The organism is Pseudomonas sp. P4795, assembly GCF_048822895.1.
Classification (GTDB): domain Bacteria; phylum Pseudomonadota; class Gammaproteobacteria; order Pseudomonadales; family Pseudomonadaceae; genus Aquipseudomonas.
Genome location: NZ_JBMFBT010000006.1, coordinates 26753 through 51193, shown reverse-complemented (window position 1 = coordinate 51193; position 24441 = coordinate 26753). Strand labels below are relative to the sequence as shown.

Sequence of the window (24441 nt, the reverse complement as noted above, 5' to 3'; positions counted from 1 at the left end):
AAAAGACCCGGCGTCTTTTCAGACGTCGGGTTTCGGCCGGTCAGATGGCAGTCAAGCGACCTTCCTGCAGATGCAGGACGCGATCCATCTGGCGAGCCAGGTTCATGTCGTGAGTCACCACCAGAAACGCTGTGCGCATCGAGGTGCTGAGTTCGAGCATCAAGTCCTGAATGCCTTGGGCAGTGTGCGAGTCGAGGTTGCCGGTCGGCTCGTCGAGCATCACCAGTCCCGGCTTGTTCACCAGAGCGCGGGCGATCGCCACACGTTGGCGTTCGCCACCGGACAGTTCGGACGGTTTGTGCTCAAGGCGATGGCCCAGCCCTACCCGCTCGAGCAACGCCGTGGCACGCTGACGCGCTTCCGGGATCGGCGTCTTGCCGATCAGCAGCGGCATGCAGACGTTTTCCAGCGCGGTGAATTCCGGCAGCAAGTGGTGGAACTGGTAGACGAAGCCCAGCGAACGATTACGCAGCAGACCGCGCTTCTTCTCGCTCAGGGCCGAAAGTTCTTCACCATCAAGCCAGACACTGCCCTTGGTCGGTGTATCGAGACCGCCCAGCAGGTTGAGCAACGTACTTTTGCCCGAACCCGAGGTGCCGACAATCGCCACACGCTCGCCCGGGTGCAACTCCAGTTGCAGACCGGCCAACACTTCTACCGATTCCGGGCCTTCCTCGTAGGATTTGCCCAGGTTGCGGCAGCTCAAGATTGCTTGTTCACTCATGCCCGACTCACTCATAACGTAGCGCCTCCGCCGGCTGGGTGCGCGCGGCACGCCAAGCTGGATACAGGGTGGCGAGGAAACTCAGGACCAACGCGGCGGAGCAGACCATGACCACGTCCTGGCTCTGCACCTGCGACGGCAGGTAATCGATGAAATACACGTCGGCGTTCAAAAACTTGTGGCCGATCAAGCCTTCAAGGGCCGAGATCGCGGCGCTGACGTTGAGCGCGGCGAAGATCCCGACCACGGCGCCGATGGCCGTACCGACCACACCGATAACGGTACCCTGAACCATGAACGTGCGCATGATCGTGCCCGGCGTGGCGCCGAGGGTGCGCAGGATCGCGATGTCGCCCTTTTTGTCATTGACCACCATCACCAGCGTGGAAATGATGTTGAACGCGGCAACTGCGACGATCAGCAGCAACAGCAGACCGATCATGGCTTTTTCCATACGGATCGCCTGATACAGATTGCCGTGGGTACGAGTCCAGTCGCGGGCGTAGTAACGGTCTTCGCCGAGCTGCTGGGCGATGTTCCACGCCACACGCGGTGCCTCGAACAGATCGTCGAACTTCAGGCGCAGGCCCTGCACCTGATCAGGTTTCCAGCGGCGCATCTTCGCCAGATCCTGCAGGTTGGTCACGCCCAGATAGCCGTCGAGCTCGCCGGCGCCGACATGGAAAATGCCGACTACGGTGAAGCGCTTCATGCGCGGGAACATCCCTGCCGGGGTCACGCTGACTTCCGGTGCAACAAAGGTGACCTTGTCGCCGATGCCGACGCCAAGCTTGGTCGCGGCCTTGTCACCGATGACGATGCCGAAGCTGCCCGGTGTCAGGTCGTCGAGTTTGCCCTGCTGCATGAAGTTGTCGATGATCGACACGTTGCGCTCAAGCGCCGGATCGATGGCATTGAGCAACACCTTGGACACCTGACCGTCGTTGGTCAGCAGGCCCTGCATCTGGATAAACGGCGCAACGGCCGTCACCTGCGGGTTCTGTTTGACCTTGTCGGCCAGGCTTTGCCAGTCGTTGATGGCTTCGCCGGTTTCCAGGGTCGCGTGGGGCACCATGCCCAGCACGCGGGTGCGCATCTCATGATCGAAGCCATTCATCACCGATAACACCACGATCATCACGACAACGCCAAGGGCGAGCCCGATCATCGAAGTCAGGGAAATGAATGACACAAAATGATTGCGACGCTTTGCACGGGTATAACGCGTGCCGATAAATACGAAGAGAGGTCTGAACATGTCGGGGCTTGTTCGGAGGGAAAAGGAACGTCCTTGTGGCGGGGGTCGGTAACCAGCTTTACACTCAGACCACCGCCGCTACCATGGGTTCGCCATGTCGACATTAGATGAAGAAGATCGCCGCGAATACTACCGTATCGAGGACACGATCGCACTGGAAATTCGGCCCCTGTCCGCTCCCGAAGCCGCAGGCGAGGAAGTGTTGCAGGATGCTTCTCCCCTTTTCAATCTGCTCAGCGAACTGCACCTGAGCGAATTCGAGTCGCAGCACCTGTTGCGCCAGATCAGTGAGCGCGACCGGGCGATTGCTGCGTTCCTGAAATCCCAGAACAAGCGTATCGACTTGCTCAGCCAGGTGGTTGCGCTGACCGTGCTCGGGCAGATCGGCGAGCCGCAACCGGTGATCATTTCCGAGGGTGGCATCGACTTTCAGTATCCGACACCCATCGCTGCCGGCGCGCACCTGTCGGTCAAACTGGTATTGATGCCGCAGGCACTAGGCCTGTTATTGCGCGCGCGCGTCACGCATTGCGACCGCAAAGGTGAAGGCTATGACGTCGGCACCGAGTTCGAACACTTGACCGATGCCCAGCGCCAGTTGCTCGCCCGCTATATCTTGCAGAAGCAGGCCCAGGAACGACGTCTGGCCCGCGAACAGAACGAATCAGGCATTTAAATTAAGGAAGAATCGTGACCCTTATCTACGGCCACCGCGGCGCCAAGGGCGAAGCACCGGAAAACACCCTGACCAGTTTTCAGGAATGTCTCAAACACGGCGTGCGCCGCTGCGAACTGGACTTGCATCTGTCCAAGGACGGCGAGTTGATGGTCATCCACGACCCGACGCTCAAGCGCACCACCGAGCGTCGCGGCAAAGTCGTCGAGCACATGGCTGCCGATCTGGTGACCTACGACGCACGCAAGGGTGGGCCGGGCTGGATCAAACCGTGCCCGATTCCGACACTGGAAGAACTGTTCGAGAAATGTGCTTTCGAGCATTGGCAGCTCGAAGTCAAAAGCGCTTCACGCACGCGCGCCGCAACCACGGTGCTGGCGATCCGCGAAATGGCGGTCAGACACGGCCTGCTCGACAAGGTGACGATCACCTCGAGTTCACGGGAAGTGTTGAAGGCTGCGCTGGATCTGGTGCCGGACGTGTCGCGCGGGCTGGTTGCCGAGTACGCCTGGCTCGATCCATTGAAGGTCGCACAAAGCTACGGCTGCGAGATGCTCGCACTGAACTGGACACTGTGTACGCCTGAGCGTCTGCAAAAAGCCCAGCGTCAGGGTTTGCATGTGTCGGTGTGGACAGTCAACGAGCCTGCACTGATGCGCAGACTCGCCGACTTCGGCGTTGACAGCCTGATTACAGACTTTCCCGGTTTGGCCACTGCCACGCTCGGGAATTGCTGAAATCGGTCTCCCCGGCCGGCTCAGGCCACCGGCCGGAGCCCGTCAAAAAAGCCGGTTGAGGCCGTCGTACGCCGCTACCCGATAGGCTTCAGCCATGGTCGGGTAGTTGAACGTGGTGTTGACGAAGTACTTCAGGGTATTCAGTTCGCCCGGCTGACTCATGATCGCCTGACCGATGTGCACGATCTCCGACGCCTGATAACCGAAGCAGTGAACACCCAGCACTTCCAGGGTTTCACGGTGGAACAGGATCTTCAGCATGCCTTGCGGCTCGCCGGCAATCTGCGCGCGCGCCATGCTCTTGAAGAATGCCTTGCCAACTTCGTACGGCACTTTGGCCTGAGTCAGTTCCTGCTCGTTCTTGCCGATCGAGCTGATCTCCGGAATCGTGTAGATGCCGGTCGGCACATCATTCACAAAGCGCCAGCTACCGTTATCGACGATGCTGCCGGCAGCCGAACGACCCTGGTCGTGGGCGGCACTGGCCAGGCTCGGCCAGCCGATCACGTCACCGGCACCGTAGATGTTCGGTACGCAGGTGCGGTAGTTCTCGTCGACTTCGATCTGGCCACGGCTGTTGACCTTGACCCCGATGTTTTCCAACCCCAACTGATCGGTGTTGCCGGTCCGACCGTTGCACCAGAGCAAGGCGTCGGCCTTGATCTTCTTGCCCGACTTCAAGTGCAGGATCACGCCGTTGTCGACGCCTTCGACACGGTCGTAGTCTTCGTTGTGGCGCACGGTGATGTTGTTGTTGCTGAAGTGGTAGCTCAACGCCTGGGAGATTTCCGAGTCGAGGAAGCTCAGCAACTGGCCACGGTTGTCCACCAGCTCAACCAGTACACCCAGACCGCTGAAGATCGAGGCGTATTCGCAGCCGATCACGCCAGCGCCGTAAACGATCAGTTTGCGCGGGGTGTGGCCGAGGCTGAGGATGGTGTCGCTATCGTAGATACGCGGGTGGTGGAAATCGATGTCCGCCGGGCGATAAGGACGCGAGCCGGTGGCGATGATGATGTGCTTGGCCACCAGTTTTTCGACCACGCCATTGGCGCAGACCACTTCGATGGTTTGCTCGTCGGCGAAGCTGCCAGTGCCGAAGAACACGTCGACGCGGTTACGCGCGTAGTAGCCAGTGCGCGAAGCGACTTGCTTGGAGATGACTTTCTCGGCGCTTTTCAACACGTCCGGAAAGGAGAACCAGCGTGGCTCGCCAATCGCCCGGAACATCGGGTTGGTGTTGAACTGCATGATCTGCCGCACCGAGTGACGCAGGGCCTTGGACGGGATGGTGCCCAGGTGGGTGCAGTTACCGCCGACTTGGCGACGGCTGTCGACCATCGCGACCTTGCGCCCTGCTTTGGCGGCGTTCATTGCCGCGCCTTCTCCCGCCGGGCCGGAACCCAATACCACCACGTCGTAGTTGTAGACAGCCATGCGTACTCCTCAGAACAGGCCGCGGTGCCAGCAGCACCGGCGGCTAAATCACGCCGAACGGCGGCGTGAAGGAACAATTGGGGGTCAGTGCAGAACCCGGACACAGTCTATAGAAGCGTCAACGCCGCGCACATTAACCCTTGGTCGCGTCGTAGGCTACTTTTGCCTGCGCTACAACGCCAGTTTTCGTGAGCATTCACTCAGTTTTCGCGCCGCTGAGGCGCTCGAAAGTCAGCGTGGTGCGGGTGATGAAACCTGTATCAGCACGAATCACAAAGAATGCACCAATCTGATGTTTTTCGGCATAGTCCCAAGCCCTTTCCGGCCCGAGAATCAGCAACAGCGTCGATAGTCCATCGGCCATCAACGCTGAAGGATGAATCACCGTGACTGACGCCAGGTTGTGTAGGACAGGTGCACCTCTGCGCGCATCGAAGGTGTGGGAATAGCGCCGACCACCCTGCTGGAAATAGTTGCGATAGTCGCCGGAGGTGGAAACACCGTAGCCGTCGACATCAATGACGCGTTCGGCGACCTGCTGATCGTCGCGCGGTTCTTCCAGCGCAATGCGCCACGCTGAGCCGTCGGGTTTTCTGCCGGAGGCCTTGAGTTCGCCGGTGACTTCGGCGAGGTAGTCATGGATGCCCAGCGCTTCCAGCCGCGCCGCAATCGCGTCCACCGCGTAGCCGGCGGCGATACTGTTGAAGTCGACCTCGACCGCCGCATCCTTGCACAGCTGTTCATCTTCAATGTGCAGATGCTGATGGCCGACCCGCTGTCGCACCTCGGCCAGTGCAGCGTCACTCGGGAGTTTCGTCTCGCGACCTTGTGGGCCAAAACCCCATAAGTCCATCAGCGGTTCTACCGTCAGGTCGTAGGAGCCTTGGCTTTGTTGCGATAACTGCTCGCCTACGCGGACCAATTCAAGGATCGGCGCGGGCATGCTCTGACAGCGATCCGACGGTAAGGCGTTGAAGCGCGAGATATCCGAATCGGCGCGGTAGGTGGACATCTGCTGATCGACCTCAGCGAGGATCTTCTCCACCTCGCTACGCACCTGTGCAGGCGCGGGCAGATCGGCATGGCGCACGTATTTGATCGAATAAGTGCTGCCCATGGTCGGCCCGCCGAAGCTCTCCATGGTCTCGCCATTGCCGCAGCCAGCCAAAAAAGCCCCAAGCATCACGACTGCGCCAAACCGTCCAATGAACAAATCTTCATCTCCACGTAAAAGCCCGCCAGCCATTATGGGCCACGCGTGAAACGCTTTCTTACAAGATTTAAAAGTGAGTAACCAGACATGTCCTCCACGACCGGCAAAGGCAAGGCGATCTTTCGTGTTGTCAGCGGCAACTTCCTCGAAATGTTCGATTTCATGGTCTACGGCTTCTACGCCACGGCCATCGCCAAAACCTTCTTCCCGACCGACAGCGCCTTCGCCTCCCTGATGCTCTCCCTTGCGACCTTTGGCGCCGGGTTCCTGATGCGTCCATTGGGCGCGATTTTCCTTGGCGCCTACATTGACCGCCACGGCCGCCGCAAAGGCTTGATTATCACTCTCGCAATGATGGCTGCCGGTACGGTGTTGATTGCCTGTGTGCCGGGTTACGCCACGTTGGGCGTGGCCGCGCCGCTGATCGTACTGCTCGGTCGATTGCTGCAAGGCTTCTCGGCCGGCGTGGAACTGGGCGGTGTCTCGGTGTACCTGGCCGAGATTGCCAGTCCGGGCCGCAAGGGTTTCTTTGTCAGTTGGCAGTCTGCCAGCCAACAAGCAGCGGTGGTTTTCGCCGGTTTGCTGGGCGTCGGCCTCAATCACTGGCTGAGTCCGGAACAAATGAGTGACTGGGGCTGGCGTGTGCCGTTCCTGATTGGCTGCATGATCGTGCCAGTGATTTTCTTTATTCGTCGCTCGCTGGAGGAAACGCCTGAGTTCGAGGCCAGAAAGCATCGCCCTACTCTGCGCGAAATCGTCCGCTCGATCGCTCAGAACTTTGGCATTGTCCTCGCCGGCATGGCGCTGGTGGTGATGACCACGGTTTCGTTTTACCTGATCACCGCCTATACGCCAACCTTCGGTAAAGCCGAGCTGCACCTGTCGGATCTGGATGCGCTGCTGGTGACGGTGTGCATCGGCCTTTCGAACTTCTTCTGGCTGCCGGTAATGGGCGCGCTGTCCGACAAGATCGGCCGCAAACCGCTGCTGCTGGCGGCGACGATTCTGGCGATTCTCACGGCTTACCCGGCGCTGTCGTGGCTGGTGGCGAATCCGAGTTTCAGCCATCTGCTGATCGTCGAGCTGTGGTTGTCGTTCCTCTATGGCTCGTACAACGGCGCCGTGGTGGTGGCGCTGACCGAGATCATGCCGGTGGAAGTGCGTACCACCGGATTCTCGCTGGCCTACAGCTTGGCGACCGCAACCTTTGGCGGTTTCACCCCGGTGGCCTGTACGTATCTGATCCATGTGCTGGACAACAAGGCTGCGCCGGGGATCTGGCTGAGTGGCGCGGCGGTGCTGGGGTTGATCGCGACGCTGGTGCTGTTCCGGGGCAATAAGCACGAACTGCGAACCGCGCAAGCCGCTGTTGTCAGCGGCGCCTGACAGGACGCCATCGCTGGCAAGCCAGCTCCCACAGTGTCGGATGGCGCTCACAGGATTTGTATACGACACAAAATCCTGTGGGAGCTGGCTTGCCAGCGATGGGGCCGGCATAGGCAATAGAGATTTACCAGGCATAAAAAAACGCCCCGACCAAAAGTCGGGGCGTTTTCATTTGCAGCTAAGGCTTAGCGCGGGAATGCTGGCGGGTTTACCCCGGCCATGTCTTCCATGACGCGGATCACCTGGCAGCTGTAACCGAACTCGTTGTCGTACCAGACGTACAGAACAACGCGGTTATCCTGAGTGATGGTCGCTTCAGCGTCGACCACACCGGCGTGGCGCGAACCAACGAAGTCGGTGGAAACCACTTCCTGCGAATTGACGAAGTCGATCTGCTTGTGCAGATCGGAGTGCAGCGCCATGTAGCGCAGGTACTCGTTCATCTCTTCACGGGTAGCGGCTTTCTCAAGGTTCAGGTTGAGAATGGCCATCGACACGTTTGGCGTCGGAACACGGATCGCGTTACCGGTCAGCTTGCCGGCCAGCTCAGGCAGAGCCTTGGCAGCAGCGGTGGCAGCACCGGTCTCGGTGATAACCATGTTCAGCGCGGCGCTACGGCCACGGCGATCGCCCTTGTGGAAGTTGTCGATGAGGTTCTGGTCGTTGGTGTACGAGTGAACGGTTTCGACGTGACCGTTGATGATGCCGAACTTGTCATTCACAGCCTTCAGCACCGGCACGATGGCGTTGGTGGTGCAGGAAGCGGCGGACACGATCTTGTCTTCAGCGGTGATTTCAGCGTGGTTGATGCCGTGCACGATGTTCTTCAGCTTGCCTTTGCCAGGCGCGGTCAGAACAACGCGGTCGATACCCGGGCAGGCCAGATGCTGACCCAGGCCCTCGGCATCACGCCATACACCGGTGTTGTCCACCAGCAGCGCGTCTTTGATGCCGTACTGGGTGTAATCCACTTCAGTCGGGTTCTTCGCGTAGATCACCTGGATCAGGTTACCGTTGGCGGTGATGGTGTTGTTTTCTTCGTCGATGGTGATGGTGCCATTGAACGAACCATGCACCGAATCGCGGCGCAGCAGGCTGGCGCGTTTGGTCAGGTCGTTGTCGGCGCCTTTACGCACGACAATGGCACGCAGACGCAGACCGTCGCCGCCACCGGTTTTTTCGATCAGGATGCGCGCCAGCAGACGGCCGATACGACCGAAGCCGTAGAGCACAACGTCAGTGCCTTTTCGTGCAGAAGCGTTCTGCTGGCCAACTACATCGGCCATCTCTTCGCGAACGAATTGCTCGGCGCTGCGGCCATTGCCTTCGTTGCGGAATTTATACGCCAACTTGCCCAGATCCACCGAAGCCGCGCCGAGTTTGAGCTCGCTCATGGCTTTAAGAAGAGGGAATGTTTCGTGGACGGAGAGTTCGCTGTCGTCGGAAGAACGGTGACGCGCAAAGCGGTGGGCTTTGAGAATCGCGATGACAGACTGGTTGATCAGGCTGCGGCCATAGATCGAGCTCACCACGTTGTTATTGCGGTAGAGCTGACCGATAAGCGGAATCATCGCTTCTGCGAGAGCTTCACGGTCGATCCATTCACCAAGACACTGGTCGGGCTTCTGAGTCACGGTAACCTTCCACATGTAGGGGCAGAAAAAAGGGGCTACATTATGCCGCTCGAAAGCACTTGTAGCAATGCGCGCCTGTCGCGCAATCAGTAACAAAATCCTGTTCAAAAAAATTACGCCCTTCTCCAGCCCAGTAAAACCGGGGCTTGCAGCGCAGTCAATTTTTCGACGACTGTCAGACGATGTCTGTAACCCTCCGAAACACCGGCCGCTTTCGGCACTACATAATCGCTAAAAAACCCGGTTTTTTGTTGTTACCACTACATTTCTCGCGAACGGTGCAGATAGACGCACACTGCAACTGACAGGCGGCACCCGACGCCGCTACAATTACCGACTTTGTCGCACCGCCTGGAGCTCAACCTTCCGTGCCCGTCCTGCGTCTACCGCAACTCCCTGCTGCGGCAGGTAAACAGCATTGGGGCAATTTGCCCGGTGCCGCCCTGAGCCTGGCGATTGCCGAGGCTGCCAGCGCTGCCAAGCGCTTCACACTGCTGCTGACCGCCGACAGCCAAAGTGCCGAACGGCTGGAACAGGAGCTGGGCTTCTTCGCCCCGGATTTGCCGGTGCTGCATTTCCCGGACTGGGAAACCCTGCCCTACGATCTGTTCTCGCCCCATCAAGACATCATTTCCCAGCGCATCGCTGCCTTGTACAGGCTGCCGGAGCTGGAACATGGCGTGCTGGTGGTGCCGATCACCACTGCCCTGCATCGCCTGGCGCCGACCAAATTCCTGCTCGGCAGCAGTCTGGTGCTGGATGTCGGCCAGAAACTCGATGTCGAGCAGATGCGCACGCGGCTTGAAGCCAGCGGCTATCGCTATGTCGACACGGTGTACGAGCACGGCGAATTCACCGTGCGTGGCTCGCTGATCGACCTGTTCCCGATGGGCAGCAAACTGCCATTCCGCATCGACTTGTTCGATGATGAAATCGAGACGCTGCGCACTTTCGATCCGGAAAACCAGCGCTCCATCGACAAGGTCGATTCGGTCAAGCTGCTGCCGGCCCGCGAATTTCCGCTGCAAAAAGACGCGGTCACCCGGTTCAAGGCGCGTTTCCGCGAGCGTTTCGACGTTGACTTCCGCCGCTGCCCGATCTTTCAGGATCTGAGCAGCGGGATTACCCCGGCCGGCATCGAGTACTACCTGCCGCTGTTCTTCGACGAAACTTCGACCCTGTTCGATTACCTGCCGCAAGACACCCAAGTGTTCTCGCTGCCGGGCATCGAGCAAGCGGCGGAAAACTTCTGGAACGACGTGCGCAATCGTTATGAAGAGCGCCGCGTCGATCCATCGCGTCCTTTATTGCCACCCGCCGAATTGTTTCTGCCGGTCGAAGACTGCTTCGCGCGCCTGAAGAACTGGCCGCGCGTGGTTGCCAGTCAGCAGGATGTGGAAAGCGGCGCCGGCCGCGAGCGCTTCCCGGCGCAGGTGTTGCCGAATCTGGCGATTGAAGCCAAAGCCACGCAGCCGCTGGCGGCGCTGGCAGCTTTCCTCGACGAATTCCCCGGCCGCGTGCTGTTTACCGCCGAGTCTGCGGGCCGTCGCGAAGTGCTGCTGGAATTGCTCGAACGCTTGAAGCTGCGACCGAAAACCGTCGACAGCTGGCCAGACTTTGTTGCATCAAAAGAGCGTCTGGCGATCACCATCGCCCCGCTCGACGAAGGCCTGATGCTCGACGACCCGGCGCTGGCACTGATTGCGGAAAGTCCGTTGTTCGGTCAGCGCGTGATGCAGCGCCGTCGCCGCGAGAAACGCGCCGACGCCAACAACGATGCGGTGATCAAGAACCTCACCGAGCTGCGCGAAGGCGCGCCGGTGGTACACATCGATCACGGTGTCGGTCGTTACCTCGGCTTGGCGACACTGGAAATCGACGATCAGGCCGCCGAATTCCTCACGCTGCAATACGCCGAAGGCGCCAAGCTCTATGTGCCGGTAGCCAACCTGCATTTGATCGCGCGCTACACCGGCAGCGACGATGCGCTGGCCCCGTTGCACCGCCTCGGGTCGGAAACCTGGCAGAAAGCCAAGCGCAAAGCCGCCGAACAGGTGCGCGACGTCGCCGCCGAACTGCTCGACATCTATGCGCGTCGTGCTGCGCGCGAAGGTTATGCGTTCGCCGATCCGAAAGCCGATTACGCAACCTTCAGCGCCGGTTTCCCGTTCGAAGAAACTCCCGATCAGCAAACCACCATCGAAGCGGTGCGCGCCGATATGCTCGCGCCGAAACCGATGGATCGACTGGTCTGCGGCGACGTTGGTTTCGGCAAGACCGAAGTGGCGATGCGGGCCGCGTTCATCGCCGTGCATGGTGGTCGCCAAGTGGCGATTCTGGTGCCGACCACCCTGCTCGCCCAACAGCACTACAACAGCTTCCGCGACCGCTTCGCCGACTGGCCAGTGACTGTGGAAGTGATGAGCCGCTTCAGGTCGGCCAAAGAAGTCAACGCGGCGATTGCCGAGCTGGCCGAAGGCAAAATCGACATCGTCATCGGCACGCACAAACTGCTGTCCGACGACGTGAAGATCAAAAACCTTGGCTTGGTGATCATCGACGAAGAACACCGTTTCGGTGTGCGTCAGAAAGAACAGCTCAAGGCCCTGCGCAGTGAAGTCGACATTTTAACGCTGACCGCCACGCCGATCCCGCGCACGCTGAACATGGCGGTGTCGGGCATGCGCGATCTGTCGATCATCGCAACGCCGCCGGCGCGACGTTTGTCGGTGCGCACCTTCGTCATGGAGCAGAACAAGAGCACGGTCAAGGAAGCGCTGCTGCGCGAATTGCTGCGTGGCGGGCAGGTTTACTACCTGCACAACGACGTTAAAACCATCGAGAAATGCGCTGCTGATCTGGCCGAACTGGTGCCGGAGGCACGCATCGGCATCGGTCACGGACAGATGCGCGAACGCGATCTCGAACAAGTGATGAGCGACTTCTACCACAAGCGCTTCAACGTGTTGATCGCCTCGACCATCATCGAGACCGGCATCGACGTGCCGAGCGCCAACACCATCATCATCGAGCGTGCCGACAAGTTCGGTCTGGCGCAATTGCACCAATTGCGTGGCCGCGTCGGTCGCAGTCACCACCAGGCTTACGCTTACCTGCTGACGCCACCGCGCCAGCAGATCACAGGTGATGCCGAGAAGCGTCTGGAAGCGATTGCCAACACCCAGGATCTCGGCGCGGGTTTCGTGCTGGCGACCAACGACCTGGAAATCCGTGGTGCCGGCGAACTGCTTGGCGACGGTCAGAGCGGGCAGATTCAAGCCGTCGGTTTCACGCTGTACATGGAGATGCTTGAACGCGCGGTGAAATCGATCCGCAAGGGCGAGCAACCAAATCTCGATCAACCGCTCGGCGGTGGTCCGGAGGTCAATCTGCGGGTCCCGGCGTTGATTCCGGAAAGCTATCTGCCGGATGTGCACGCGCGCCTGATTCTGTACAAACGCATCGCCTCGGCTACCGATGAAGAAGGTTTGAAAGATCTGCAAGTCGAGATGATCGATCGCTTCGGCTTGCTGCCGGAACCGACCAAGAATCTGGTGCGCATCACTGCGCTGAAATTGCAGGCCGAGCAACTGGGCATCAAGAAAGTCGATGGCGGCCCGCAAGGTGGGCGCATCGAGTTCGCCGCGCAGACGCCGGTCGATCCGCTGACCCTGATCAAACTGATTCAGGGTCAGCCAAAACGCTACAAATTCGAGGGCGCCACTGTATTCAAATTCATGGTGCCGATGGAGCGCCCGGAAGAGCGCTTTAATACTGTAGAGGCGCTGTTCGAGCGCCTCATTCCGAAAACTGCTTGAAGGACGCCGCATGCGCCTGTTTCGCTCACTGACTTTATTGCTGACTCTGGTCGCCCCGTCGGCATTTGCCGATGACTTGTATCAAGTCGAAATGATTCTGGTCCGGCAGAACGCTGTGCCGGCGATTGTCAGCCGCGCCGCACCGGAGGACTGGGCCGCTGGCGCCCAGCGCCTGGGCAATGACAGCCAACGCACGCCGGCGCTGGGCGAGGTTGCGAGCAAGCTCGCGGCCAGCGGCGAGTACAGCGTGCTGATGCACAAAGCATGGCAGCAGAACCTTGGCGAAGTGCCGGTGAAAGTTGCGGTCAGCGAAGGTGCGGAGCAATTCGGACAGTTCCCGATCGAGGGCACGCTGGAGATGAAGCTCGGCCGGTTCACCGACGTCAACGCGGATTTCTGGGTCAACCAGATTGACGCCAATGGCCTGGTCACCGCCAGCGAACGCCTCAAGCAAGAGAGCCATACCAAAAACGGTCAACTCAATTTTCTGGATAACGGCCACCTCGGCCTGCTGATCAAGATCACTTCCCTGACGGCGCCAGCGCCTCGCGAAGCGCCTGAAGCCATTCCGGACTGATCGAAGTCCTTATGTCCTCGCCGCTGAGTAAACCGCTGGCATCCTCTTGGGTCAGCCGATTCAAGGAACAGAGCCTGGAGCGCGGTCGCCGCTACGCCCTGGAAAACCGCGTACGCATCGTCCAGGTTGGCGACGCAACCATTACCGCCAGTTGCGAAGGCTCTGGCGGTAACGTCTATCGTCAGACGATTCGCCTGCGCGAGTCGGCCAAAGGCACGCTGCTGATGGTCGACGCCACCTGCACCTGTCCGGTGCACAGCAACTGCAAACACTGCGCAGCGGTGTTGCTGCAAGTGCAGGAAACCCTTGAATACCCGGCCGCGGCGAAAGACGCCGAGCTGCTGGAAAAACTCTCGGCCGTCCTGGAAAACCGCAACCCGAAAGCGCCGCCGCAAGTGCTGGTGGACAACGTACAACCGGTGCCACGCCTGTGGCTGGCCAGTGTCGAGTTCAGCGCGTTCGAGCCGCGCAACGGCAAGATGCAACGCTATATTCAGCACCGCGCAGCGCTGTCGTTCAGCTACTTGGACGAATACGTCAGCGGCCAGAAAAACAGCGACATCCTGATTCGTCAGGAAGCCCAGACCCTGCGGATCAAACGCCACCCGGATGTCGAACAGAACTACCGCGAACAGCTGCGCATCCTCGGTTTCCGCATCGCCACCCGCCAGAGCAAAGCCTTGCCGGAAAGTGCCGGCGAACTCTATGAGATGGTCAATGACAGCGCATGGCTGACCTTCACCCTGAATGATCTGCAGAAGCTGCGCACGCAGGGCTGGGAATTGCAGATCGACGAGGAGTTCGGCTTCGATCTGACGGTCGTCGACGATTGGTACGCCACTGTCGAGCAGGCGCCAGAACGCGACTGGTTCGATCTGGAGCTGGGGATCATCGTCAACGGTGAGCGCCTGAGTCTGCTGCCGATTTTGCTCAATCTGATGCGCTCGCACGCAGAAATCCTCAATCCGGAACGCCTCGCCCGTCGGCGCGATGACGAACTGATTCTGGTGAATATTCCGCAACGCACCCTCGAGAATGGGCCGCTGCAAGTAGCCCTGCCACTCGGTCGCTTGAAACCAGTGCTGGCCACGCTCGGCGAGTTTTATTTGCAGCAACCGGGCGAAACCACGTTACGCCTGAGCAAGGCTGACGCGACGCGCCTGAATTCGCTGGAGGGCATTCCACTGCTGTGGGAGGGCGGCGAGCAGATTCGCGGCTTCGCCCAGCGCTTGCGCGACATCCGCGATTACAGCGCGGTGGCGCCGGAAGGCCTGAACGCGGTTCTGCGGCCTTATCAGCTCGAAGGTTTGAGCTGGATGCAGTCACTGCGTCAACTGGAAGTCGGCGGGATTCTTGCGGATGACATGGGGCTGGGCAAAACCCTGCAGACCCTGGCGCATATTCTCAGCGAGAAAATCGCCGGACGCCTGGATCGGCCGTGCATGGTGGTGATGCCGACCAGCCTGATTCCCAACTGGCTCGACGAAGCGGCGCATTTCACGCCGCAGTTGAAGGTTGTCGCGCTGTACGGTGCCACGCGTAAAAAGCACTTTGAGCATCTGGCCGAATACGACTTGATCCTCACCACCTATGCGCTACTGCCCAAGGACGTCGAACGTCTCGCCCAGCAACCGCTGCACGTGTTGGTGCTGGATGAAGCGCAATATATCAAAAACCCCAACAGCAAAGCCGCGCAGGCTGCGCGCGAACTCAACGCGCGCCAGCGCCTGTGCCTGAGTGGTACGCCACTGGAAAACCACTTGGGTGAACTGTGGTCGCTGTTCCACTTCTTGCTGCCCGGTTGGCTCGGCGACGTGAAAAGCTTCAACGCCGATTACCGTGTGCCGATTGAAAAGCGCGGCAGTGAAGTCAGACTTCAGCACCTGAATGGCCGGATCAAACCGTTCCTGCTGCGCCGCACCAAAGAGCAGGTCGCCACCGAACTGCCGCCGAAAACCGAGATCATCCATTGGGTCGATCTCAACGAAGCGCAGCGCGACGTGTACGAAACCATGCGGCTGGCGATGGACAAGAAAGTCCGCGACGAAATCACACGTAAAGGCGTGGCGCGTAGTCAGATCATCATTCTTGAAGCGCTGCTGAAACTGCGTCAGGTGTGCTGCGATTTGCGCCTGGTCAGCGGCGCCACCCTGCCCGCGCGTGGCAGCACCTCAGGCAAGCTCGACAGCTTGATGGAGATGCTTGAGGAATTGTTTGAAGAAGGTCGACGGATTCTGCTGTTCTCGCAGTTCACTTCAATGTTGTCGCTGATTGAAGACGAGCTGAAGAAGCGCAAAATTTCCTACGCGCTTTTGACCGGTCAGACCCGCGATCGGCGCACGCCGGTGAAGGAATTCCAGAGCGGCACTCGTCAGATTTTTCTGATCAGCCTGAAGGCTGGCGGCGTCGGATTGAACCTGACCGAGGCCGACACGGTGATTCACTACGATCCGTGGTGGAACCCGGCAACCGAGAATCAGGCAACCGACCGCGCGTATCGCATCGGTCAGGAGAAACCGGTATTCGTCTACAAGATGATCGCCCGCGGCACCGTGGAAGAGAAAATCCAGCACTTGCAGCGGGAGAAATCTGACTTGGCGGCAGGTGTGCTGGACGGGCGCAAGGCCGGTGACTGGAAGTTGCAGAACGACGATATTGAAGCGCTTTTCGCACCGCTGCCGGACAAGATCGAAAAACGCTGATCGCTACTTGGTAGTGGGCAGCGGCGCGAACAACGCCTCGATGTCGCTCTGCTCGAGCTTCCAGCCGCCAGTGGTCCCGCCCTCAAGCACCGCGCCGGCCAATGCAGCTTTCTCTTGCTGCAATGCCTGTATCTTTTCCTCGACCGTGCCGCGAGCAATCAGTTTGTAGACGAACACTGGTTTGTTCTGCCCGATCCGATAGGCCCGGTCGGTCGCCTGATTTTCCACCGCCGGGTTCCACCATGGATCGAAATGGATCACGGTGTCCGCAGCGGTGAGATTCAAACCGGTACCGCCGGCCTTCAGGCTGACCAAGAACAGCGGCACCTTACCGCTCTGGAAATCCTTGACCGGCGTGCGCCGATCCGCGGTTTCACCGGTCAGTAATGAGTAGCCAAGCCGCCGCTGTTGCAGCTCTTCCTCGATCAACGCCAGCATCGATGTGAACTGCGAAAACAGCAGAATCTTGCGCCCTTCGCTGAGCAACTCTTCGAGCATTTCCATCAGGCTGAGCAGTTTGCCGCTACCGGCCCGCAGCGCTTTTGCCGTGAGTGGCATTTTCAGCAAGCGCAGATCGCAGCACACTTGGCGCAGCTTGAGCAGCGCATCGAGAATGATGATCTGACTGCGACCCACCCCGTTGCGGCTGATTTCGTCGCGGACTTTCTTGTCCATGGCCACGCGCACGGTTTCATAGACATCGCGCTGCCCGTCGCTGAGATCGACCCAATGCACGATTTCGGTTTTCGGTGGCAGCTCGGTTGCCACCTGATCTTTCTTGCGCCGCAGCAGGAAGGGTTTAATCCGCGCCGTCAGATGGTGCATGCGCTCGGCGTTGCCATGTTTCTCGATCGGCGTGCGGTAGTCGCGATTGAAGCTTTTGTTGTCACCCAGCCAGCCGGGCAGCAGAAAATGGAACTGCGACCAGAGTTCGCCGAGGTGGTTTTCCAGCGGTGTGCCGCTCAGGCACAGACGTTGGTCCGCGTGTAAATCGCGGGCAGCCTGAGCCGCTTTGCTGACCGGATTTTTGATGTTCTGCGCTTCATCGAGAATCAGCACACTCCACACCTGCGCCTGCAATACCTCGAGATCCCGCGGCAGCAGTGCGTAGGTGGTCAGCACCAGATCGTATTGCGCCAGGCTGGCGAAATCTTTTTGCCGCACCGCGCCATGCAGCGCCAGCACTTTCAGCTGCGGAGTGAAGCGCAGCGCCTCGTCGAGCCAGTTGGAGATCAGGCTGGTGGGCATCACAGCGAGGGCCGGACGATCGAGCCGTCCGGCGTGCTTTTCAGTGAGCAAATGCGCCAGGGTTTGCAGGGTTTTGCCCAGCCCCATGTCATCGCCCAAAATGCCACCGACGCCTAACTCGCGCAGGGTCTGCATCCAGTTCAGCCCTTCGAGTTGATACGGGCGCAGGGTTGCCTGGAGGCCCTTCGGAGCCGCTACCTGCGCGTAGGTCGATTCGCGCAGTCTCTGGGCAAAGTTGCGCAGGCGCTCGCCGCCCTGCCAGACCAGATCAACCCCCTCCAGCACGCTCAGACGCGCGGCATCCGGAGCACTCAGGCGCAATGCATCGCCCTGATGATTGCCCAGATACAACTCACCGAGCGTGGCCATCAGCGGTTTGATCCGGCCGTAAGGCAGGGCGACTTTGGTGGTGTCGGTGGAACCCCAGCGGCCGAAACCCAATTCGATCAACAGTTGTTCGTCATCGTCGCGCTCAGCCAGGCTGGAAGGCTCGAGCAGTTTCGGTTGCGTGCGCAACAGGTGCAGCAGAATCGGCAACAGACTGTGACGTTTACCGTTGACGACGATGCCCAATTGCAGATCAAACCATTGGTGTCCGGCCTCCTCCTCGACGTCTGCGTACCAGTGCTCGACTGGCTGCACGTTGAATTGGAAACCGTCGGCGATCTCGACCTGCCAGTTCGCCTCGCGCAAAGCTTCCAGGCCGTCCTGCATGAACGCGAGCCACGCTGGATCGTCGGGCAGTGTGAACATTTCGCCGGGGCGATCCAGGTTGCTCTTGCGCGTGGCTTTCTTGAAGCCGTGCTTCTGCATGAGTTGGCGCAGGACTTTTTCGGCGGCGGGATTGCGTTGGATGCGCTGAGTCTCAGTACCCGACAGGACCAGGACTTCCGGGTTCCTGTCCACGGCGGGATGACCGTTATAGGAAAACGCCAATGCTGCGCGATGCTCCGGCTCATATTTCCAGTTCACGTAGCGCTTGCCGCTGGCGAGTGTGAGGTGCGCCTGAGGCAAGACACCTTCGACCACCCGTTCGGTCAAAACATGCGGAGGGACAACTTGAGTGGTCGCGCTCATTCGATGACTGAACTGCATCGCCTGGTGGGCCGGGATATCCGGAGCCAACGTCAAGTGACAAGCGAGTTTTTCATCGAGCTCGGAGAGAAGCGGCCCGACTTGCAGGCGCTCACGGTCCAGGTAGTAGAGCGGTTCGAGGGCCAGAACGGTTTCCACCGCCGCTTCTTCGCTGCTCCACTGCGGGCGGAAGCTGCCGTTGGATTGTTCGGCCCAAGCGAACTGCCCTGCTCTCTTCTCGCCGGATCTCAATGGCTGCGAGCGCTTGAGATCGAGGAACAGTCGCGCGGTTTTCACCAGCATTTCAAGCAGTTCAGCACCGCTGCTGCCCTGCAACATGTAGCCGCCGTGATAGGCGTGATGGGAATAGACAGCGACCAACAGTCGGGCAATCCGCAGATCCAGCTCCGTCAGGTAACCAGGCTCGCGCATCAGCATGTCCGACAGCGAGTACATCTGCTTGATGTCTTTCAATTCACCGGTCTTGAGCTGCTGGGCGCGGTAAATTTCCAGCGCCCACTTGCCCGCGACGGACGTCGGCCTGAGCTGGCACACCAGACGCGTGCCCGCTGCTTGCGCAGGCTCAGCGTCAGACTTGTTTGCAGAAGGGATATCGGCGAGCCAGCGTTCCAATTCACGGTTCAAATGAACCTGCGGGATGCTTTCAGTGGCCGTTACGGGCTGATCCTGCAGGTGATAGATGGTGGCGGCGCAGTGCTTGCAATCGGACTCCATCGGGCAGGTGCATGAACACATGAGCTCCCAGCGTCCGGTCGGACTTTTGACGAGTTCAATGATCTGATCGTATCTCTGCCGCTCGGAGCCAAGGCACGTCGCGAAAATCACCTGCTCATCGATCTGACGAATCTCCACCCGTCGCTCGTCGGCGTAGAGACGCGCCTTGTCCAGAGTGCGGTTACTGAACATACTTGCCCAAGGTTGCGCATCCAGGTGTTCAGTAATTGTCATCATGGAATCTACGCCGATTGCTCGCGGGTGAATGATGAAGTCCGTTTCGAGCCACTGAAACTCAGCCCTTGAGTACGCGCGCCAAGGTCGATTTCACCTTGCCCATGCCGTCATGCAGCGCCTGCTCGATCTCGGCCATGGTGATCACCTCGGTGGTCTTGCCCGCTGCCGGGTTGACCACCAGTGACAGACAGGCGTAATCCAGCTCCAACTCACGCGCCAGCGCCGCTTCCGGCATGCCGGTCATGCCGACGATGTCGCAGCCGTCACGCTCCAGACGCACAATTTCGGCCACCGTTTCCAGACGCGGACCCTGGGTGCAGGCGTACACGCCTTGATCGCTGTACTCGCAACCCTCGGCAGCCAGCGCGGCGATCAGTTGCTGGCGCAACGGTTCGCTGTAGGGAAAGCTGAAGTCGATATGTGTGACATGTTCCAGGTCATCGGCGAAATAGGTATGTTCGCGACCGCTGGTGTAGTCGACGATCTGATGCGGGACGCAGAAATGTCCGGTGCCCATCGCAGGATGAATCCCGCCGACCGCGTTGACCGCAATGATCGCTTCGGCCCCAGCCTGCTTCAACGCCCACAGGTTCGCGCGGTAGTTGACCTTGTGCGGCGGGAAGCGGTGCGGATGGCCATGACGGGCGAGGAACAGCACTTCCTTGCCGGCGTATTCGCCGATCTGCACCTCGGCCGATGGCGCGCCGTAGGGGGTGTCCACTGCCAGCGACTGACGAATGCTCAAGCCTTCGAGTTGAGTCAGGCCGGTGCCACCGATGATTGCGTAAACCGTCATAGCGAAAAATCCTTAATCAATCAGTTGAGCGTCTTTGAGCGCGCCGACAGCGGTCAGCCAACGCGGATCCTGACGGTATTCGGTGCTGGCGATAGCCTGGCCGCGCATCCGCGCAATACGCGCGGACGGTGTGACTTTCAGCCGTTGAGCCGCGCTCAGGGCCAGTTCGGCCGCAGCGCGATCGTTGCATACCAAACCCATGTCGCAACCGGCGCTGAGGGCTGCTTCGATACGACTGGCGGCGTCGCCGACCACATGCGCACCGGCCATCGACAGGTCATCGCTGAAGATCACACCGTCGAACTGCAACTCGCCGCGCAAAATGTCCTGCAACCAGCGCCGGGAGAAACCGGCAGGCTGTGGGTCGACTTGCGGGTAGATAACGTGGGCCGGCATCACGGCGGCCAATTGTTTGCTCAGCCTGGCGAATGGCACCAGATCGTTGGCGCGGATCTCGTCGAGGCTGCGCTCGTCGTTGGGAATCGCTACGTGGGAATCGGCTTCGGCCCAACCGTGACCGGGGAAATGCTTGCCGGTGGCAGCCATGCCCGCGCTGTTCATGCCCTTGATGAATGCGCCAGCAAGTGTTGCGGCGCGCTCCGGGTTGCCCTCGAACGAGCGGGTGCCGACCACGGCGCTACGCTGGTAATCCAGATCCAGCACCGGGGCGAAGCTCAGGTCGAGTCCGACGGCCAGCACTTCGGTGGCCATGATCCAGCCGCACTGCTCGGCGAGGTATTCAGCATTCGGGTTGTCGGCAATCGCGCGCATGGCCGGCAGACGCACGAAGCCCTGACGCAGACGCTGGACGCGGCCGCCCTCCTGATCCACCGCCAGCAGCAAGTCAGGACGAATCGCACGGATCGAAGCGCTGAGTTCGCGCACCTGACGCGGATGCTCGATGTTGCGCGCAAAGATGATCAGGCCGCCCACTTCGGGCTGGCGCAACAATTGGCGATCTTCGGCCGTCAGCCAGGTACCGGCGACGTCCACCATCAACGAGCCTTGCAGGCCAGCAGTCATAAAAATTCCTTGATAACAAAAAACCCGCCCCACGCAAAATCGCCGCCGGGCACATGGCCCGGCAGGACGGCGATTTCAATGGTAAGCGGGTTCAGAACGAGAGTTGGCATGGGCGGCTAGCTTAGCGGATGTCCACAGCCGCGCCCACTCGTTTACGTTTCAAACCTTGGCAGGCACCGGAGCGGTTTTGCTGCGCGGACGCAACTGTGCGCTGGCCATGGCGGTGTCGGTCACGCCGGTTTCGGCGCGCATGCCGGCGGCGAGGAACGGCACCATCAAGCGCATCACCTGCTCGATGGAAGTGTTGACGCCGAAGTCTGTTTCAGCAATCGCACGTAACGCTTTAATGCCGGACATGCTGAACGCTGCGGCACCGAGCATGAAGTGCACGCGCCAGAACAGCTCGATCGGTGGAATACGCGGCGCGGCCTCATTGACCAGCATCATGTAGCGACGGAACACCTTGCCGTACATGTCCTCCAGATAACGCCGCAAGTGGCCTTGGCTCTGACTGAATGCCAGACCGAGCAACCGCATGAAAATCGACAAGTCGTTGCCGCTGCGTGGCTGCACCACCAAGGCTTGTTCGACGAGGATTTCCAGCAGCTCTTCAAGCGTCGGTTTGTTCTCAGGCTTGGCCTGACGCCGCTCCAACTCTTTGTCGAGGCTGATGCAGAACGGCCCAAGGAAGCGAGAGAAAACCGCCTGAATCAGCGCTTTCTTCGAGCCGAAATGATAGTTCACCGCCGCCAGGTTGACCCCGGCCTTGCTGGTGATTAAACGCAATGAGGTTTCAGCGAAACCTTTTTCCGCGAACAACTGCTCGGCAGCATCAAGAATGCGTTCAACGGTTTCCGACTGGGCCATGGCTACTCCGCCTGACAAACACTTGTTTGAAACATACGTTTCAGCCTATGCCTTGTCAACCCTGCGTGTTCGTTTTGGGAATGGTCGGTCAGTTATTTAACCATATAAGGACGACACTGGAATCTGCGCCTTCATCGACCGTCCGGCGGTATGGCAAAAAACGGCCATTGCCAAGACCGCTTCACTGTATATAATCCCAGTCACTGTATAAAAAGACAGAGCGATCAATATGCTTAAACTGACGCCACGCCAAGCCGAAATTCTGGCCTTCATCAAACGTTGCCTTGAAGACAACGGCTACCCGCCTACCCGCGCGGAGATCGCTCAGGAACTGGGCTTCAAATCGCCCAACGCCGCCGAAGAGCACTTGAAAGCTCTGGCCCGCAAGGGCGCTATCGAGATGACTCCAGGCGCCTCCCGCGGGATTCGCATTCCGGGCTTCGAAGCCAAGGCCGACGACTCGACCTTGCCAATCATCGGCCGGGTCGCCGCCGGCGCGCCGATTCTGGCGCAGCAGCACATCGAAGAATCCTGCAACATCAACCCGGCCTTCTTCCATCCGCGCGCCGACTACCTGTTGCGCGTTCATGGTATGAGCATGAAGGACATCGGGATTTTTGACGGTGACCTGATTGCTGTCCACACCACACGCGAAGCGCGTAACGGCCAGGTTGTTGTTGCCCGCATCGGCGATGAAGTGACGGTCAAACGCTTCAAGCGTGACGGCAGCAAGGTCTGGTTGATTGCCGAAAACCCTGAGTTTGCCCCAATCGAAGTCAACCTGAAAGATCAGGAACTGGTGATCGAAGGCTTGAGTGTCGGCGTAATCCGTCGCTAAAGGAGGCTTTATGCAGTTCCCACACACACCTCAGCAAACACAACTGCCGTTGTTCGAAGCGTTTCTGGCACAACCCATGGCGCCGATCCTGAAAAATGTGGTCGAGCGTCCATGGATCGCCGAACCCGAAGTGTTCAGTGAGCTGTCACTGCGCGGTGCTGCCGGGAACTGCCTGAACCTGCTGGCCCCGATCTTGCGCGAGCTGAGTGACAACCAGGACGCTCGCTGGCTGACCCTGATCGCCCCACCGGCCAGTCTGACCCAGACCTGGCTGCGCGAAGCCGGATTGAATCGCGAGCGCATCCTGCTGCTGCAACCGCGCGGCACGCAGACTCCCCAGCAACTGGCTTGTGAAGCATTGCGTCTGGGTCGCAGCCACACTGTGGTGACCTGGTTGAACCCATTGAACACAGGCTCACGGCAACAACTGATCAGCGCCGCCCGTACTGGGGACGCTCAGAGTTTGAATATTCGTTTGGGTTGATTCAGCAATAAAGCGCGCTGTGTGAAGCGCATGGCTTCTCAAGGGACAGAGAAGCCGATCTACTGGGTCGGGAATCAGTGAAGAACCCGCGTCCCCTCATCCTTGTCAAACTCGCCTTCAACCATACGACCTGCCATCTGCACGCCGACGCTCAACATCGCCTTGGCGATTTCCACGTGCTGACCTTGCAGGAATGCCTTGGCATCCTCGGAGAAATCCAGAGTCACCAAAGTACCTTCGTCCTCAGCTCTGCGCAGCTCGATTCGGCCGTCTGGTAATTCGACAATTTCTAGAAAGGACGTTGGCATGTAGGTCTGTTCTCCACGAAAGGCAGCGATTATATAGACATCGTTCAGGCTTCGCTCAGGATCTTGACCAGCAGCATGCATCTCGTCGGCTCTGGCCACGCCTCCTCAGCACTCGTTCAAGCCTTCACGAAAACGCAGAGCCAGACCCTTGAGGTTCTGCCGCCAGCTCTCCAGTTCTTCGCGACTCAACTCTTCTGGCGTGTTTTCCTCATCTAGGTTAACCGCCTGAATCAACGGCTGCGTTACATCACCCTTGGGCTTGCGTGGCGCGCGCGGCGGCTGAAACAACGCTGAGTGGGCGGCCAGCAATTGCGCCAGCCAGGTTTCCCGATTGCCCGCCAACTCGATCATCTCGGCCAGTTCCGGAATCGCGATCGACTCCAGCACTTCACGGTTCAACAACGCTTCGGCGCGCGGCGCACTGGCCTGCGGTAGCCGGTAGAACCCGGCGATTTCATGACACAGGCCCAGCAACGCCCCATAAAGATGAAACAGCGCCGATTCACGCCCGGCCTGCATCAGCGCCGGTGAATTCATCGCCCGCCCGTCTTCGGCTCTGGCCAAGGCTTCGAGCGACAGGCCGGCGAAGTAGATTTTCTGGTTGGTGCGGGTATAGAGTTCGTGGGCCATGACGGCAGCCTCCACAACGAAATAATTGCTTCACACAGG

Annotated in this window: 19 protein-coding genes; 8 read left to right on the top strand and 11 right to left on the bottom strand. The window is 59.6% G+C overall.

Annotated elements, in window-relative coordinates:
• Positions 1-40: 40 nt before the first annotated feature.
• Positions 41-739: a lipoprotein-releasing ABC transporter ATP-binding protein LolD gene (gene lolD, locus ACOI8A_RS18225; RefSeq protein ID WP_420650660.1), complete on the bottom strand. Its 699-nt coding sequence runs from the start codon at positions 737-739 to the stop codon at positions 41-43.
• On the bottom strand, positions 732-1982 hold the full coding sequence (locus ACOI8A_RS18220) for a lipoprotein-releasing ABC transporter permease subunit (RefSeq protein WP_420650659.1): 1251 nt from the start codon (positions 1980-1982) through the stop codon (positions 732-734). Before ACOI8A_RS18220 ends, lolD begins: the two co-directional genes overlap by 8 nt.
• Positions 1983-2076: 94 nt before the next feature.
• On the opposite strand from ACOI8A_RS18220, the gene ACOI8A_RS18215 reads away from it, so the two are divergent.
• Positions 2077-2658, top strand: coding sequence for a PilZ domain-containing protein (locus ACOI8A_RS18215; RefSeq protein WP_420650658.1), 582 nt, complete (start codon positions 2077-2079; stop codon positions 2656-2658).
• 14 nt (positions 2659-2672) lie between these two features.
• Positions 2673-3395 (top strand): glycerophosphodiester phosphodiesterase, encoded by a 723-nt coding sequence (locus ACOI8A_RS18210; protein ID WP_420650657.1) that lies wholly within the window; start codon positions 2673-2675, stop codon positions 3393-3395.
• Between the two features lie 42 nt (positions 3396-3437).
• On the opposite strand, the gene sthA is transcribed toward ACOI8A_RS18210, so the two are convergent.
• Entirely contained in the window at positions 3438-4832 is a 1395-nt protein-coding gene (gene sthA, locus ACOI8A_RS18205) for a Si-specific NAD(P)(+) transhydrogenase (protein WP_103305077.1), read from the bottom strand.
• A 196-nt stretch (positions 4833-5028) separates the two neighbouring features.
• Complete coding sequence (locus ACOI8A_RS18200) at positions 5029-6078, bottom strand: FAD:protein FMN transferase (RefSeq protein WP_420650656.1); 1050 nt, start codon at positions 6076-6078, stop codon at positions 5029-5031.
• A gap of 54 nt (positions 6079-6132) precedes the next feature.
• On the opposite strand from ACOI8A_RS18200, the gene ACOI8A_RS18195 reads away from it, so the two are divergent.
• A complete protein-coding gene (locus tag ACOI8A_RS18195) occupies positions 6133-7431 on the top strand; it encodes an MFS transporter (RefSeq protein WP_420651433.1) in 1299 nt (432 codons plus the stop codon).
• A gap of 185 nt (positions 7432-7616) precedes the next feature.
• Here ACOI8A_RS18195 and ACOI8A_RS18190 read toward each other — a convergent pair whose 3' ends face one another.
• Positions 7617-9080 (bottom strand): glyceraldehyde-3-phosphate dehydrogenase, encoded by a 1464-nt coding sequence (locus tag ACOI8A_RS18190; RefSeq protein WP_420650654.1) that lies wholly within the window; start codon positions 9078-9080, stop codon positions 7617-7619.
• Positions 9081-9433: 353 nt separating this feature from the next.
• On the opposite strand from ACOI8A_RS18190, the gene mfd reads away from it, so the two are divergent.
• From mfd to ACOI8A_RS18175, 3 genes are read left to right on the top strand one after another with little or no spacing between them, the layout of a single operon-like run.
• Positions 9434-12883, top strand: a complete 3450-nt coding sequence (mfd, locus tag ACOI8A_RS18185) for a transcription-repair coupling factor (protein ID WP_420650653.1) — start codon at positions 9434-9436, stop codon at positions 12881-12883.
• 10 nt (positions 12884-12893) lie between these two features.
• The gene (locus ACOI8A_RS18180; protein ID WP_420650652.1) at positions 12894-13460 is read left to right on the top strand and encodes a CsiV family protein; all 567 of its coding nucleotides are present in this window, start codon (positions 12894-12896) and stop codon (positions 13458-13460) included.
• An 11-nt stretch (positions 13461-13471) separates the two neighbouring features.
• The gene (locus tag ACOI8A_RS18175; protein ID WP_420650651.1) at positions 13472-16162 is read left to right on the top strand and encodes an SNF2-related protein; all 2691 of its coding nucleotides are present in this window, start codon (positions 13472-13474) and stop codon (positions 16160-16162) included.
• 3 nt (positions 16163-16165) lie between these two features.
• Here the strand turns inward: ACOI8A_RS18175 and ACOI8A_RS18170 are convergent, their stop codons facing one another.
• From ACOI8A_RS18170 to ACOI8A_RS18155, 4 genes are all read right to left on the bottom strand, one after another.
• A complete protein-coding gene (locus tag ACOI8A_RS18170) occupies positions 16166-19456 on the bottom strand; it encodes an SNF2-related protein (RefSeq protein WP_420651432.1) in 3291 nt (1096 codons plus the stop codon).
• A gap of 58 nt (positions 19457-19514) precedes the next feature.
• Complete coding sequence (locus ACOI8A_RS18165) at positions 19515-20252, bottom strand: S-methyl-5'-thioinosine phosphorylase (protein ID WP_420650649.1); 738 nt, start codon at positions 20250-20252, stop codon at positions 19515-19517.
• Positions 20253-20264: 12 nt separating this feature from the next.
• Positions 20265-21275, bottom strand: a complete 1011-nt coding sequence (gene nagZ, locus ACOI8A_RS18160; protein WP_420650648.1) for a beta-N-acetylhexosaminidase — start codon at positions 21273-21275, stop codon at positions 20265-20267.
• Positions 21276-21434: 159 nt separating this feature from the next.
• A complete protein-coding gene (locus ACOI8A_RS18155; protein WP_420650647.1) occupies positions 21435-22142 on the bottom strand; it encodes a TetR/AcrR family transcriptional regulator in 708 nt (235 codons plus the stop codon).
• 229 nt (positions 22143-22371) lie between these two features.
• Between ACOI8A_RS18155 and lexA the strand changes: the two genes are divergently transcribed.
• A complete protein-coding gene (lexA, locus tag ACOI8A_RS18150; protein ID WP_420650646.1) occupies positions 22372-22980 on the top strand; it encodes a transcriptional repressor LexA in 609 nt (202 codons plus the stop codon).
• Positions 22981-22990: 10 nt separating this feature from the next.
• Complete coding sequence (gene sulA, locus ACOI8A_RS18145; RefSeq protein WP_420650645.1) at positions 22991-23464, top strand: SOS-induced cell division inhibitor SulA; 474 nt, start codon at positions 22991-22993, stop codon at positions 23462-23464.
• A gap of 74 nt (positions 23465-23538) precedes the next feature.
• On the opposite strand, the gene ACOI8A_RS18140 is transcribed toward sulA, so the two are convergent.
• Positions 23539-23772 carry a hypothetical protein gene (locus ACOI8A_RS18140; RefSeq protein WP_420650694.1) on the bottom strand — a complete coding sequence of 78 codons (234 nt, stop codon included), beginning with the start codon at positions 23770-23772 and terminating at the stop codon, positions 23539-23541.
• A 105-nt stretch (positions 23773-23877) separates the two neighbouring features.
• The gene (locus ACOI8A_RS18135) at positions 23878-24402 is read right to left on the bottom strand and encodes a DUF6586 family protein (protein WP_420650644.1); all 525 of its coding nucleotides are present in this window, start codon (positions 24400-24402) and stop codon (positions 23878-23880) included.
• Positions 24403-24441: the final 39 nt, after the last annotated feature.